The organism is Microbacterium sp. PMB16 (assembly GCF_051294855.1).
In the GTDB taxonomy this organism is placed as follows: Bacteria; Actinomycetota; Actinomycetes; order Actinomycetales; family Microbacteriaceae; genus Microbacterium.
Map to the genome: position 1 here is coordinate 1,300,062 of NZ_CP145908.1, position 12,526 is coordinate 1,312,587.

A 12,526-nucleotide genomic window follows, 5' to 3' on the forward strand; every position below is an offset into this window, starting at 1 on the left:
CTTGCAACGACAACGACTGAGCTGAAATAAGGCTACCCGTCGCTCTGGCCTCCACCGTCACCCTCGCCGGGGTCGACCGGCGCGGTGATCGCGACCGAGAGCGGGGGAGACGCATTCGACGTGCGCTGGTCGCCGCCCGAGCATGTGCCCTGGTACGTGACGATGAGCTGCTGGCCCTCGGCATCCGCCACCTGCACCTGCGTGTTGCGCTGCGTCGGCTGGAAGTTCGGCCCGCCCGAAACGAACGTGCCGTTCTGGAGCGACACCACGTAGGCAGACAGCGTCGTGCCACTGGGGCACGTGAATCCGGCGCCCCAGGCGATCGTGACCGTGCCACCGGCGACGGGGTCGCCGGTGATCGTCGGAGTGTCGGTGGGAGTCGGCAGCCCTGTGCGAGCCGCGTACACCGTCAACTGGATCGGCGTGGTCGTCTCGACGTTGCCGTCGGGCGTGAACCGGTAAACCTTGCCCACATCAGCGTCGGTGGGGGCCGGATCGCCGTCCGCACAGGTGATGTCGGCGTCTGCGAAGCCGGCCTCCGTCAGCGTGCCGGTCGCCGTGGCGCAGTCCATGCCCTTGAGGTTGAGCGCGGTCACGTTGACCCGGGTCTCCTCAGGTGTGTCCGACGGCGTCGGCGTCTTGCTCGGCGCGGCGGACGTCTTGGTGGGAGTCTTCGAGGGGTCGGGGTCCTTGCCGTCGCCCTGGTTGGTCAACGCCCAGACCGTCGGGACGAGCACGATGATCAGGAGCGCGATCAGGGCGACCAGCGGCCAAGTCCACGGGCTGCGCTTCTTCTTCTGCTTCTCGTCCGCGGCGTCCTCGGTGGGGAGCTGGGCGGTGGTCGGCAGGATGCGCGTCGCGCCATCGTCACCGGTGGCCGTCAGCATCCGCGTCGCGTCGTCGTCGCCGGCGATTCCGCCGGTGGCGATGGCAGGAACGGCGATCGCGGCCGAGTTCAGGTCACCTCGGCGCAGGGCCTGTGCGGCGCGGGCGACGGTCGCCGAGGATGACGGACGATCCGACGGCTTCTTGGCGATCATCGCCATGACGAGGTTCTGCACCGGGATCGGCACCGTGGGCGGCAGCGGTGGAGGCTGCTCGTTGATCTGCGCCATCGCGATCGCGACCTGCGATTCGCCGGTGAAAGGGCGCCTGCCCGCGAGGCACTCGTACGCGACGATGCCGAGTGAGTACGTGTCGGTCGCGGGGGAGGCCGGGTGACCTGACGCCTGCTCCGGCGACAGGTACTGCACGGTGCCCATCACCTGACCGGTCGCGGTCAGCGGCACCTGGTCGGCGATGCGGGCGATGCCGAAGTCGGTGATCTTGACGCGGCCATCGGGGGTGATCAGCAGGTTTCCCGGCTTGATGTCGCGGTGCACCAGGCCTGCCGCGTGCGCGGCCTGCAGAGCGGATGCCGTCTGCGCGACGATGTCGAGCGTCTTGTCGGCGCTCAGCGCGCCGTCGCGCTCGAGCACGGTCGAGAGGGCCTCGCCCGGGACGAGCTCCATGACGAGGTAGGCGCTGCCGTTCTCCTCGCCGTAGTCGAAGACACTGGCGATGCCCTCATGGTTGACGAGCGCGGCGTGCCGAGCCTCAGCACGGAACCGCTCGAGGAACCCGGGGTCCCCCATGTACTCGTCTTTGAGGATCTTGATCGCGACGGTACGTCCGATGACGTGATCCGTCGCTTCCCACACCTCGCCCATGCCGCCGATCGCGATTCGCGACAACAGCTCGTAGCGACCACCGAACGACACACCCTGCGTCGGTCTCATCTGCCCAGCACCGCCTCTATGACTTTCTTCGCAATCGGAGAGGCGATGGTGTCGCCGCTTCCGGACTGCCCCTGTCCGCCGCCGTCTTCGACGACGACCGCTACTGCGACCGCGGGGTCGTTCGCCGGTGCGAAACCGGTGAACCACAACGTGTGCGGCCTGTTTCCGTTCTCTGCCGTCCCGGTCTTACCCGCCACGTCGATCCCGTCTATTCTTGCACCCTGCGCTGCGCCGGATGAGACGCTGGCGACCATGGCTGCGGTGACCTCATCGGCCACGTCCGGTTCCATCGCTCGGCCGAACTCACTGTTCTCGAATGCGCGGACCACCGACAGGTCGTTGCCGATCACGGCATCCACCATCTGCGGGTTCATCACGACCCCGTCGTTGGCGATGCCGGCCGCGACCATCGCCATCTGCAGCGGGGTCGCGGTGACCTGTCCCTGGCCGAAACCGGAGAGGGCGGTCTGCGCGTCGTCGAGTGCCCGGGGGTAGCTCGAAGGCGTCGACTCCAGCGGGGTGGTGAAGCTCTTGTTGAAGCCCAGCTTCTCCGCCATCTCGCGGATCGCGTCATCTCCCAGCGCGACGGCGAGCTCGGCCATCGGAATGTTGCAGCTGAGGCGGACCGCGTCGGCGATCGTCACGGTGGACCCGGACCCGCAGGTCGTGCCCGAGGCATTGGAGACCAGGTTCTCCGAGCCGGGGAGCTTGTAGCGCGCCGGGTTCGGCAGCGTCGACTGCGGAGTCCACTCACCGCTCGCGAAGGCGGCGGCTGCGACGACGATCTTGAACGTGGATCCCGGAGGATTCAGATCGCCCGCGATCGCGCGGTTCGACAGCGGCTTGTTCGGGTCGGCGATGAGCTGGTCGTAGACGGAGTTCGCGGCATCCGCGTCGTGGGTGGCGAGCAGGTTCGTGTCGAATCCGGGGGTCGAGACCATCGCGAGGATCCGCCCCGTCTTCGGGTCGATCGCGACGACGGCGCCCTTGAGGTCGCCGAGCGCCTCATAGGCCGCCTTCTGCGCGGCGGTGTTCAGCGACAGCTCGACGCTGAATCCGCGCTGCGGCTGTCCCGAGAGGATGCGCTCGATCTCGGCGAGGAAGGCGTTGGAGCCCGTGCCGGACAGGTCGGCGTTCATCGCCTGCTCGATGCCGGTCTGCGAGTTCAGCGCCGCGTTGAAGTACCCGGTCACCGGCTCCCACATCGGCGCATCCGAATAGACGCGCTGGAACTTGTACGTGTCGTCGCTCGGGACGGAGGTCGCGATCGCGGCGCCGTCGACGATGATCGAGCCGCGCTGGATCTCGTAGCTGTCCAGGCGCGTGCGCTTGTTGTGGCTGTTCTGTGCCAGGCTGTCGGCCTCGACCACTTGGATCCAGCTGGTCGCGGCGAACAGCGCGATGAACATGAACAGCATCACGATGCTGAGGCGGCGGAGTTCTTTTGTCATCCGATCACCACCCTCGGTTGGCGGCGGACGCCGTCGGAGATGCGCAGCAGCAACGCGACGATGAGCCAGTTGGCGACGAGCGACGAGCCGCCGGCCGCGAGGAACGGGGTGGTGAGGCCGGTCAGCGGGATGATGCGCGTGACACCGCCGACCATGATGAACACCTGCAGGGCGATCGTGAACGACAGGCCGGTCGCGAGCAGCTTGCCGAAGTCGTCCTGACCGGCGAGACCGATGCGCATGCCGCGGCTGACGAACACCATGTAGAGGCACAGGATGGCGAAGAGTCCGATCAGACCGAGTTCTTCGCCGAGGCTGGTGATGATGTAGTCGCTGTGCGCGAGCGGCGTGATCTCCGGGCGGCCCTGACCCCAGCCGGTGCCGATGAGGCCGCCGCGGGCGAGTCCGAACAGGCCCTGCATGGGCTGGTAGCCGGCGACGTCGGGGTCGACCTGGTTCGCGTCGAACAGGAACAGCCAGTTGATGAAACGGCCGCGCACATAGCTGAGGATCTGCGTGGCGAGCGCGACGCCCGCGACCACGAGGGTGAGTCCGATCAGCACCCAGCTCGTCTTGCCGGTGGCGACGTAGAGCATCGCGACGAACATGCCGAAGATGAGGGTTCCCGTGCCGAGGTCGCGCTGGAACACGATGATGCCGAGCGAGATGACCCAGACGACCATCACCGGTCCGAGTTCGCGCATGCGCGGCCAGGTCATCCCGAGCACCCGCTTGCCGACCGAGGTGAGGCTCTCGCGGGTGCGCACCAGGTAGCCGGCGAAGAAGATCGCCAGGCAGATCTTGGCGATCTCACCGGGCTGGAAGGCGAAGACGCCGCCGAGGGACACCCAGACCGCAGCGTTCGCGTCGTCGATGCGGAGACCGGGCACGAAGGGGAGGAGGAGCAGCAGGATGCCGGCCAGGCCGAAGATGTACGTGTACCGGAACAGGATGCGGTAGTTGCGCAGCAGGATGACCACGGCGATCGCGCCGGCGAGCGAGATCGCCGTCCACGCGAGCTGCTTGGTGGAGTAGGCGTCCCAGCCGGTGTTGGCATTGGCGATGTCGATGCGGTAGATCATCGCGATGCCGACGCCGGTGAGCAGCGTGGCGATCGGCAGGACGAAGGGGTCGGCATCCGACGCGACCGCGCGCAGCACGAAGTGCACGGCGAACGCGAGGACCGCCAGGCCGCCGCCGATGGCGAGGACCACCGGGTCGATCACGCCGAGTGCGCCGAGCTGGACGAGCGTGAGGGAGGCGCCACTGATCGCGCAGGCGAAGAGCAGCAGCCAGAACTCGCGGTTGCGCTGCGTCTGCGGCATCCGGATGCGCTTGAGCGCCTTGATGACGCTGGTGTCGGCGGTGACGTCGGTACTCATCCGCCACCTCCGGCCGGGGTCTCGCTGGGCGTCGGCGCCGGGGTGGGGAGCGGCGTCTGCTCGATCACGTTCGCTTCGGCGCCGGCGCGGAGGCGGTCGACGATCGCCATCGCATCGGCGAGGGAACGAGCCGAGATGGTGCGCTCGACGGAGGCCCGTTGGTAGGGCGGGAGGTCTGCCAGGAGGATGTCGGTGTCTTCGAGGGGCGACGAGAGCACGACCGGTCCGATGTTCTGCTGCACGCCCTGGAAGATCACGATGCTGTCGTCGTCGGCGCCGATGAAGTAGCGCGTCTGTGTCCAGCTGTACGCGGCGAATGCGGCGAAGACCAGCATCGCGATCACGACGAGAACTCCGGCGATCCAGCCGAGGCGGCGACGCTTGGCGCGCCGACGATCCTCTTCGATGAGCTCCTCGAGGTACTCGGGGGCGGGCTCGAAGTGGCTCGGCTCGTTGGCCGCCTGACGCACCGGGTGCAGCCAGTTGCCGCGGGGCGGACGCACCGGGGGCACGTAGACGCCGGAAGGGTTCGATGCGGAGCCCACGACGGTCGGCGTGCCCGAGTGCACCGGATGCTGACCGCCGACGTCGACCAGCACGATGGTGACGTTGTCGGGGGCGCCGCCGTCGAGGGCGCGCTTGAGCAGGATGTCGGCGGTGCGGCCGGGAGCGAGGCCGAGCTGCATCGCCTTGAGGATCTGCGTCTCGTCGACCACACCGGAGAGGCCGTCGGAGCAGAGCAGCCATCGGTCGCCGGGCTGCGTGTGCATGACGAACATGTCGAGCTCGGGGTCGGAGTCCATGTCGCTGAGCACGCGCATGAGCACCGAACGGCGGGGGTGGTACCGCGCCTCTTCGGGGGTGATGCGGCCGGAGTCGACGAGCCGCTGCACGAACGTGTGGTCGGCGGTGATCTGGGTGACCGCATCGTCGCGGTAGAGATAGATGCGCGAGTCGCCGATGTGGCCGATGACGGCGTACTCGTCGACCATGATGATCGCGCTGAGCGTGGTGCCGAGGCCGGCGAGCTCCGGGCGGTCCTTCGCGGCGCGGATGAGGTCTCCGGCGGCCGTCGTCGCGGCGGCCTGCAGTGATGCCTGCGCGTCTTCGGTCGAGGCGTAGGGCTGGTCGAGGGGTTCGAGGCGGTGGATCGCAATGCTCGAGGCGACGTCGCCGCCGGCGTGGCCGCCCATGCCGTCGGCGACGACGAACAGGTTCGCTCCGGAGTATCCGGAGTCCTGGTTGTTGGAGCGGACCTTCCCGGTGTGGGAGATCGCGACGCTCGAGCCTTCGAAGACCATGCCGGGGTCAGGCTCGCAGCTCGAAGGTCGTGGCGCCCACCTTGATCGGGGTACCGAGCGAGAGGTTGACCGGTGCACCAGTGACCCGCTGGCCGGCGACGAAGGTGCCGTTCGTGGAGTCGAGGTCTTGGATGGCCCAGCTGTCGCCGCGCAGCATCAGGCGGGCGTGGTGGCTGGAGGTGTAGTCATCGCGGATCACGAGGGCCGACTCGCTGGAGCGGCCGATGGTGAGCGAGTCCGCGCCGAGCGGGAGCTCGAGGCCCGCCTTCGGGCCCGACGTGATCACGAGGCGCTTCGCCGTCGCGACGGTGGCCGGTCCCGTGGACGGCTTGGAGGATGCCGGACGTGATGCGGCGGCCGGTTTCGCGGGCGCGGCCGGGGCGGATGCTGCGCCGGCTGTCGCCTCGGCGGGGAGCTTGCGCACCTTCACGCCGAAGAGGTCGGCGCGCAGCGAGTAGACGACCCCGAAGACGAAGAACCACAGCACGATCAGGAAGCCGACGCGCAGCAGCAGGAGGATCAGTTCACTGGGAGTGCTCATCCGAAGCCTCCGAACGCGCGGGTGGAGTCGTCGGTCGGCCGCGACGGGGCGGCGGCGACCGGGACGATCCGGAACACGAGGTCGGTGCGGCCGATCGTGATCGTGGTGTCGGTGGGGAGTGCGGCTTCGCGGAGCTTCTGGCCGTTGACCTTGGTGCCGTTGGTGGAGCCGAGGTCGCGCATCATGGCGCGCTCGCCGTCCCACAGGACCTCGGCGTGCTTGCGGCTCGATCCGGCGTCGGCGATGGTGATGTCGGCATCCGTTCCCCGACCGATCACCGTGCGCGCACGGGAGAGGGAGTGGCGCCGGCCGTCGACGTCGATCACGGCCTGCCAGCTGACGCGGCCCTCGACGGTGCCGGAGTTCACACGCACCGTGCCGGTCGGAACCTTCTCGTCGGCCTCGAGCGTGATCGAGAGCGGGCCGGAGAAGCTGTAGCCCTGCGACTTCGCGTGCTTCGTGAGGAGGGCGTGCAGCTCGTCGGTGAGTGCGCTGCCGAGGCCGCGCATCCGCTCCGCATCGTCGGCGCTGAGACGCACCACATAGCTGTTGGGCGTGATGATGCGATCGCGGCTGACGACCGCCGCTTTCGTGTCGGCTTCACGACGGACCGCCGAAGCGATCTCCACCGGCTGGATGCCGCTGCGGAAGGTCTTCGCGAACGCGCTGCTCACAGCGCGCTCGAGACCCTTCTCAAAGCTGTCAAGTAGTCCCACTGGGCTCCTCTGGCATGCCGACCGGTACGGACATCGTAGCCAGGTGACCTGGGGGAACGCCGCCGAAGACGAGTTTCGCATGTGCGAGACGCCCGAAATCGCGTGATATCCTCGGGAAGTTGAGTTCTTCGGAGCGAGACACTCGCGCGAGTGGCGGAATGGTAGACGCGCTGGCTTCAGGTGCCAGTATTCGCAAGGATGTGGGGGTTCGAGTCCCCCCTCGCGCACAGGATGAAAGAGAGCCGGGCCCTGAGGGTCCGGCTCCTTCTGTATCCGGGCACGATGAGGCGGCGGGCGCGGTGAAGATCCAAGGGGGGCGATGGCGCGCACACGCGGCACAATCGCGAAGACCGACGAGGGCGCCGTGGCGCCTCGAGGGCCGGCGAGCGCTTGGCTTGCCGGGGTGATCGTAGGTGTCGTGGTCGTGGGCGGCTCGGTGTGGGTTCCGTTGTCGATCTGGGTCGATGGGGAAGACCCCGATGCCTGGTTCCGCCGCGTGCTCGAACAGGTCGCGCTGAACTTCGCCGTTGATGGCTGGCCGATGATCGCGGTGTCCATGGGAGCGCTGGCGCTGGTCGTCACCATCGTCGCGTTCGTCGGGACCGCGACGTGGACGGTCATGTCGGAAACCAAGCGCAAGACGCTCGCCGATACCGCGTGGTCGCTCACTCTGCTCGCCACCGGTATCGCCACATTCGTGACCACGGCCATCCTGCTCACTCTGGTCCCGTTGGTGGCTGTGATCGAATCAGCCCCCTTCATCGACTCCGATGAAGACGCACTGGATCGCGTACTCACAGGACTGCGGACTCAGGCCCGTCTACTGCTCCTCGGCATGGTGGGGCTAGGGGTTCTGGTGTCGTGCAAATACGCCGACGGGGCGCTGGCTGCGTGGATCAGACTCGATAGGGATGACGCGGTCAAGGAACTCCAATCGCTGGAGAGGCGACTCCAGCGCGTCCTCTTAGCCCTCGCCGTTCCTGCGTGGGTCATGGTTCGCCATCGCGGACCGCACTCCTGGGATGCGGTCGCAGCGCGTATCGCCATCGCGGAACTCACGGCGGGGATCGCGGCGGATCGCCAACGAGTCGCAAATCTAACGTATTCCGGGTAGCCGATCGTCTGGCCAGAATCGCGCACGTGGGCTGACCTTCAACTCCGTACCCCGCACGTAGTACCGCAGTACCACGCCCCCTCCAACCCGGCACTTCGGGCCGACGCGGCACCTCTGCCCTCGCTCATACCGTCTGTATATGCCCACCACGCAGACGCCCCTCGTCCCCGCTTCTTCCCCCGCTCGTGCCGTCGCCGGCATCGTGGGGAGCATCCTCGTGGCGGCGGCTCTCACGATCATCTGGATCGCGCGGCTGAGCGTCGATCGGGTGCTCTACGTGAGCGGGCTGGGCGCTGACGGCGAGCCGACGGCCCGCTGGTTCGAGGCCGCGCTGCTCCTGCTCGTCGCCGGGGGCTTCAGCGTCGCCTGGGCGGCGCGGGGGATGCGCTCGACCGCACGACTGCTCGCGATGTGGACCCCGGCGCTGTCGGTCGCGATCGCGTCGTCGCTGTTCCTCGTCGCCTCGCAGGTGCCGTGCACGACCGGTTGCCCGCTGCCGGTGGGCGACACCTTCACCTGGCAGGACCTCATCCACACGACCGTCGCTGTGCTCGCCTTCGCGCTCGCCGCCATCGCCATGCTGCAGACCTCCTTCGTCAAGGACCGCACGGCGCTGCGGACGCTCTCGATGATCGCCGGCATCTCGACAGCCGTGATCGCCGCGGCCGGCGGCATCCTGTCTCTCCTGCAGTTCCGCACCGACATCGGCAGCATCCTCGAGCTGGTCGCCACCACGGTGGGGATGGGGTGGCTCGCGATCCTCGGCGTGGCGACGGCCCACCAGCAGCGAGTCATCTCCTCTGCGAACGACGCCGTCGAGTCGACGCGCACGGCCATCTCCCGCCCTGCCGCCCGTGAGCGCGCGCTGACCGGATCGCTCGTCACCATCGGGGGCTGAGCCTGTGGAGCGGGCCGAACCGGTGCGTAGAGTCGTGACATGCCAGAGCCCACCGAAGCCGACGAGGTGAGAGGCCGCACTGCCGACCTGCCCCGCCCGCCGGGCGCCGTGCGCCGGTTCTGGGGAAGCCATCCCTGGCTCGTCGACGCGCTGCTGGCCGCCGGATACCTCCTCTTCGCCGCGTTCTGGGCCGTCGTCACCCCGCTGTCGTCCGGCGTCTGGTCACCGGCCGCGCCGATCGTCGTCCCCCTCGTTGGTGCGGTCGTCAGTGCAGTCGCCCTGCTGTTCCGCCGGCATCAGCCGTGGGTCGTGTTCGGCGTCGTGGGACTCGTCGCGCTCGTCACCTCTGCGATCGACGCCCCGACCGAACCGTTCGGCGTCGGCCTCGCGCTCTACGCCCTCTTCGTCTACGGGTCGAACCGCCGCGGCTGGATCGCTTTCGGCCTGACCGTATTCGGGAGCATGTTCTTCCTCCCCGCGAGCGTGCTGTTCGTGGCGTTCATGCTGGTCGCCTCGCTTCTCGGCGTGAGCGTCGGCGACCGCCGACGCTACATCGGCGCGATCGTCGAGCGGGCCAACCAGCTCGCCAGGGAGCGCGACCAGGAGGCGCGGCTCGCGACCCTCGCCGAGCGCGCCCGCATCACCCGCGAGATCCACGACGTCGTCGCGCACAGCGTCTCGGTCATGGTGTCGCTGGCGGACGGCGCGGGAGCCCTCGCCGAGAAGGACCCGCAGCGCTCACGCGACGCGATCCAGGAGATCGGCGACGTCGGGCGGCAGTCGCTCGTCGAGATGCGCCAGCTCATGGGCGCTCTCGGCGATGAGACGACGGATGCCGAGGGGCAGAGTCCCCTCCGCCCGAACCCCGGTCTCGGCGAGCTGCCGGCGCTGCTCGACTCGTTCCGCGCCGCCGGGCTGCCGGTGACCACACGGATGGAAGGCGCGCCGCCCGAGCAGGCGGGACTGCAGAACGCGATCTACCGGATCGTGCAGGAGTCTCTGACCAACGCCCTGCGCTACGCCCGCGAGCCGCGCCTCGTGCTCGTCGCCCTCGACTTCCGCAGCGACACCCTGACGATCGAGGTCACGGACGACGGCCGGGCAGGACCGCCCGCCGAGTCCGTCGGCTCGGGAAGCGGGCTGCTCGGCATCCGTGAGCGGGCGCGCCTTTACGGTGGGACGGTGGATGCCGGGCCGGCAGCCGACGGAGGATGGCGTGTGAGAGTCGAGATTCCGAACCGGGGGAGAACCGATGGATGACGCACGCATTCGCATCCTCATCGTCGACGACCACGAGCTCATCCGTCGCGGGATGCGGATGGTGCTCGACGCCGAGGACGACATCCAGGTCGTCGGCGAGGCGGTGACCGGAGCCGAGGCCGTGCACGTGGCGGGTCAGCTCACGCCCGATGTGATCCTGATGGATATCCGGATGCCGGAGATGGACGGCATCGAGGCGACGCGGCGCATCGTCAGGGAGACGCCGGCCAGCCGGGTGCTGGTGCTCACGACCTTCGACCTCGATGAGTACGCGTTCGGGAGCCTCCGCGCCGGAGCCAGCGGATTCCTGCTGAAGAACACTCCACCCGCGCAGCTGATGGACGCGATCCGCTCCATCGCCGCCGGCGACGCGCTCGTCTCGCCCCGGGTCACCCGGTCGATGCTCGACCTCTTCGCCTCGCGGCTGCCGCGACAGGCGGCATCCGATGAATCCCGGCTGGGCGCGCTCACCGAGCGCGAGCGCGACGTGTTCCTCGCCATCGCCAAGGGCCTCAACAACGCGGAGATCGGCGAGAAGCTCTTCGTCTCGGAGTCGACGGTGAAGACCCATGTGGGGCGTGTGCTGGCGAAGCTCGACCTGCGGGACCGGGTGCAGGCAGTGATCCTCGCCTACGAGGCGGGGCTGGTCTGACGCCGGCCCGCTTCCGCAGCGCTCGCCGTAGTCTCGATGGAACACCAAAAGACAGGACACGGAACCATGACCGACGACGCATGGCTGGCCCGCCTCGAGGCCGAGCACTTCGCCCTCGACCTGCTCAGGTTCGATCGCGGTGACGCCTGGCGACTCGGCAGCTCGATCGCGGAGCGCGCACTGGAAGAGGGGTACCCGGTCGCGGTCGATGTGCGTACGGCATCCGGCATCCTGTTCCACGCCTCCCTCCCGGGCGCGACGGCCGACAACGACGACTGGGCGCGGCGGAAGGCCGCGACCGCGTTCCGCTTCGAGACGAGCACGGCGCTGTTGGAAGCCCGCGTCGCCGCAGGCGGGCGCGACATGTTCGAACCCGGATGGCTGGACCCGGCCGAGTACGCGGTCGCCGGGGGAGCGGTGCCCGTGCGCGTCACGGGTGTGGGGGTCGTCGCCGTGGCCACGGTGTCGGGTCTGCCGTCGGAACACGATCACGACCTCGTCGTGCAGGCGCTCAAAGAGCTGCAGAAGCGCTGAAGGCGGCCCGCACCCGTCATCCAGGACGGCAGACTGGGGAGGACCCCCAGACGCCGATGAATCCGGAGAAGCGATGACGCAAGCACAGCCGCGCAAGGCCGCCGAGCAGGCGGTCCTCACCGTGCAGCACGTGGAGCAGGTGAGCCCCGACCTGATCCGGATCACCGCCGGAGGAGACGGGTACGACGCATTCCGCGACAACGCCTTCACCGACAAGTACGTGAAGATCCTGTTCGCCGACCCCCGCCACGGGCTCACCCCGCCCTACGACCTGGCGCGAATCCGTGAGGAGACCCCGGAGCAGCTCCCGACTCCCCGCACCTACACGATCCGCTCTGCTGACCCCGAGCAGCGGCGCCTCGTGATCGACTTCGTCGTGCACGGAGCCGAAGGCATCGCCGGGCCGTGGGCTCGCGGCGCGCAGCCGGGGGACACCATCGTCGTCAGCGGCGCCGGCGGCGGCTACCGCCCGGACCCCGCAGCATCCTGGCACCTGCTCATCGGCGACCACACAGCGCTGCCGGCCATCTCCTCCGCCATCGAGCAGATGGATGCCGCGGCCGTCGGCCACGTGCAGCTCTCGGTCGCCGATCATGCCGACCGCATCCTGCCGGAGCCGCCGCCGGGGCTCAAGATCCACTGGACGGACACCGACGACGAGCTCCTCGCCGCGCTCGCCGACCTGCCCTGGGGCGACGAGTCCCCGCACGTCTTCGCCCACGGAGAGCGCGGCACCGTGAAGGCCGTACGCGCCCTGCTCAAACAGCGCGAGGTGCCGCGGGAGTCCCTGTCGATCTCGGCCTACTGGGCGCGCGGACGTGCCGAGGATCAGTTCCAGGCCGAGAAGCGGGAACCGATCGGACAGATCGAGTAGCGGCGAGAGCGGGGGCGCCGCAACT

The 12,526-nt window shown here is 68.8% G+C and carries 12 protein-coding genes and 1 tRNA gene; 7 read left to right on the plus strand and 6 right to left on the minus strand.

All coding sequences use genetic code 11. The features are described from left to right. Positions 1–32: 32 nt before the first annotated feature. Genes V5D55_RS06205 through V5D55_RS06230 form a run of 6 tightly spaced genes read right to left on the minus strand, consistent with a single transcriptional unit; the run spans position 33 to position 7,169 of the window. Entirely contained in the window at positions 33–1,778 is a 1,746-nt protein-coding gene (locus V5D55_RS06205; protein WP_435748501.1) for a protein kinase domain-containing protein, read from the minus strand. Further along, on the minus strand, positions 1,775–3,229 hold the full coding sequence (locus tag V5D55_RS06210) for a peptidoglycan D,D-transpeptidase FtsI family protein (protein WP_435748502.1): 1,455 nt from the start codon (positions 3,227–3,229) through the stop codon (positions 1,775–1,777). The genes V5D55_RS06205 and V5D55_RS06210 overlap by 4 nt, the downstream gene beginning before the upstream one ends. Next, positions 3,226–4,611, minus strand: coding sequence for an FtsW/RodA/SpoVE family cell cycle protein (locus tag V5D55_RS06215; RefSeq protein ID WP_435748503.1), 1,386 nt, complete (start codon positions 4,609–4,611; stop codon positions 3,226–3,228). Before V5D55_RS06215 ends, V5D55_RS06210 begins: the two co-directional genes overlap by 4 nt. Beyond that, a complete protein-coding gene (locus tag V5D55_RS06220) occupies positions 4,608–5,912 on the minus strand; it encodes a PP2C family protein-serine/threonine phosphatase (protein ID WP_435748504.1) in 1,305 nt (434 codons plus the stop codon). Before V5D55_RS06220 ends, V5D55_RS06215 begins: the two co-directional genes overlap by 4 nt. A gap of 7 nt (positions 5,913–5,919) precedes the next feature. After that, the gene (locus tag V5D55_RS06225) at positions 5,920–6,453 is read right to left on the minus strand and encodes an FHA domain-containing protein FhaB/FipA (RefSeq protein ID WP_435748505.1); all 534 of its coding nucleotides are present in this window, start codon (positions 6,451–6,453) and stop codon (positions 5,920–5,922) included. Further along, on the minus strand, positions 6,450–7,169 hold the full coding sequence (locus tag V5D55_RS06230; protein ID WP_435748506.1) for an FhaA domain-containing protein: 720 nt from the start codon (positions 7,167–7,169) through the stop codon (positions 6,450–6,452). The genes V5D55_RS06225 and V5D55_RS06230 overlap by 4 nt, the downstream gene beginning before the upstream one ends. Positions 7,170–7,313: 144 nt before the next feature. On the opposite strand from V5D55_RS06230, the gene V5D55_RS06235 reads away from it, so the two are divergent. From V5D55_RS06235 to V5D55_RS06265, 7 genes are all read left to right on the plus strand, one after another. After that, positions 7,314–7,396: transfer RNA gene (locus V5D55_RS06235), tRNA-Leu, on the plus strand. Between the two features lie 92 nt (positions 7,397–7,488). Further along, positions 7,489–8,283 carry a hypothetical protein gene (locus V5D55_RS06240; protein ID WP_435748507.1) on the plus strand — a complete coding sequence of 265 codons (795 nt, stop codon included), beginning with the start codon at positions 7,489–7,491 and terminating at the stop codon, positions 8,281–8,283. 139 nt (positions 8,284–8,422) lie between these two features. Beyond that, a complete protein-coding gene (locus V5D55_RS06245; RefSeq protein ID WP_435748508.1) occupies positions 8,423–9,181 on the plus strand; it encodes a DUF998 domain-containing protein in 759 nt (252 codons plus the stop codon). A gap of 39 nt (positions 9,182–9,220) precedes the next feature. After that, a complete protein-coding gene (locus V5D55_RS06250) occupies positions 9,221–10,441 on the plus strand; it encodes a sensor histidine kinase (protein WP_435748509.1) in 1,221 nt (406 codons plus the stop codon). Continuing rightward, positions 10,434–11,093, plus strand: coding sequence for a response regulator (locus tag V5D55_RS06255; RefSeq protein ID WP_435748511.1), 660 nt, complete (start codon positions 10,434–10,436; stop codon positions 11,091–11,093). The genes V5D55_RS06250 and V5D55_RS06255 overlap by 8 nt, the downstream gene beginning before the upstream one ends. 66 nt (positions 11,094–11,159) lie before the next feature. Then, entirely contained in the window at positions 11,160–11,627 is a 468-nt protein-coding gene (locus V5D55_RS06260) for a heme-degrading domain-containing protein (protein WP_435748512.1), read from the plus strand. 73 nt (positions 11,628–11,700) lie between these two features. Next, positions 11,701–12,501, plus strand: coding sequence for a siderophore-interacting protein (locus tag V5D55_RS06265; RefSeq protein WP_435748513.1), 801 nt, complete (start codon positions 11,701–11,703; stop codon positions 12,499–12,501). The last annotated feature ends 25 nt before the right edge of the window (positions 12,502–12,526 follow it).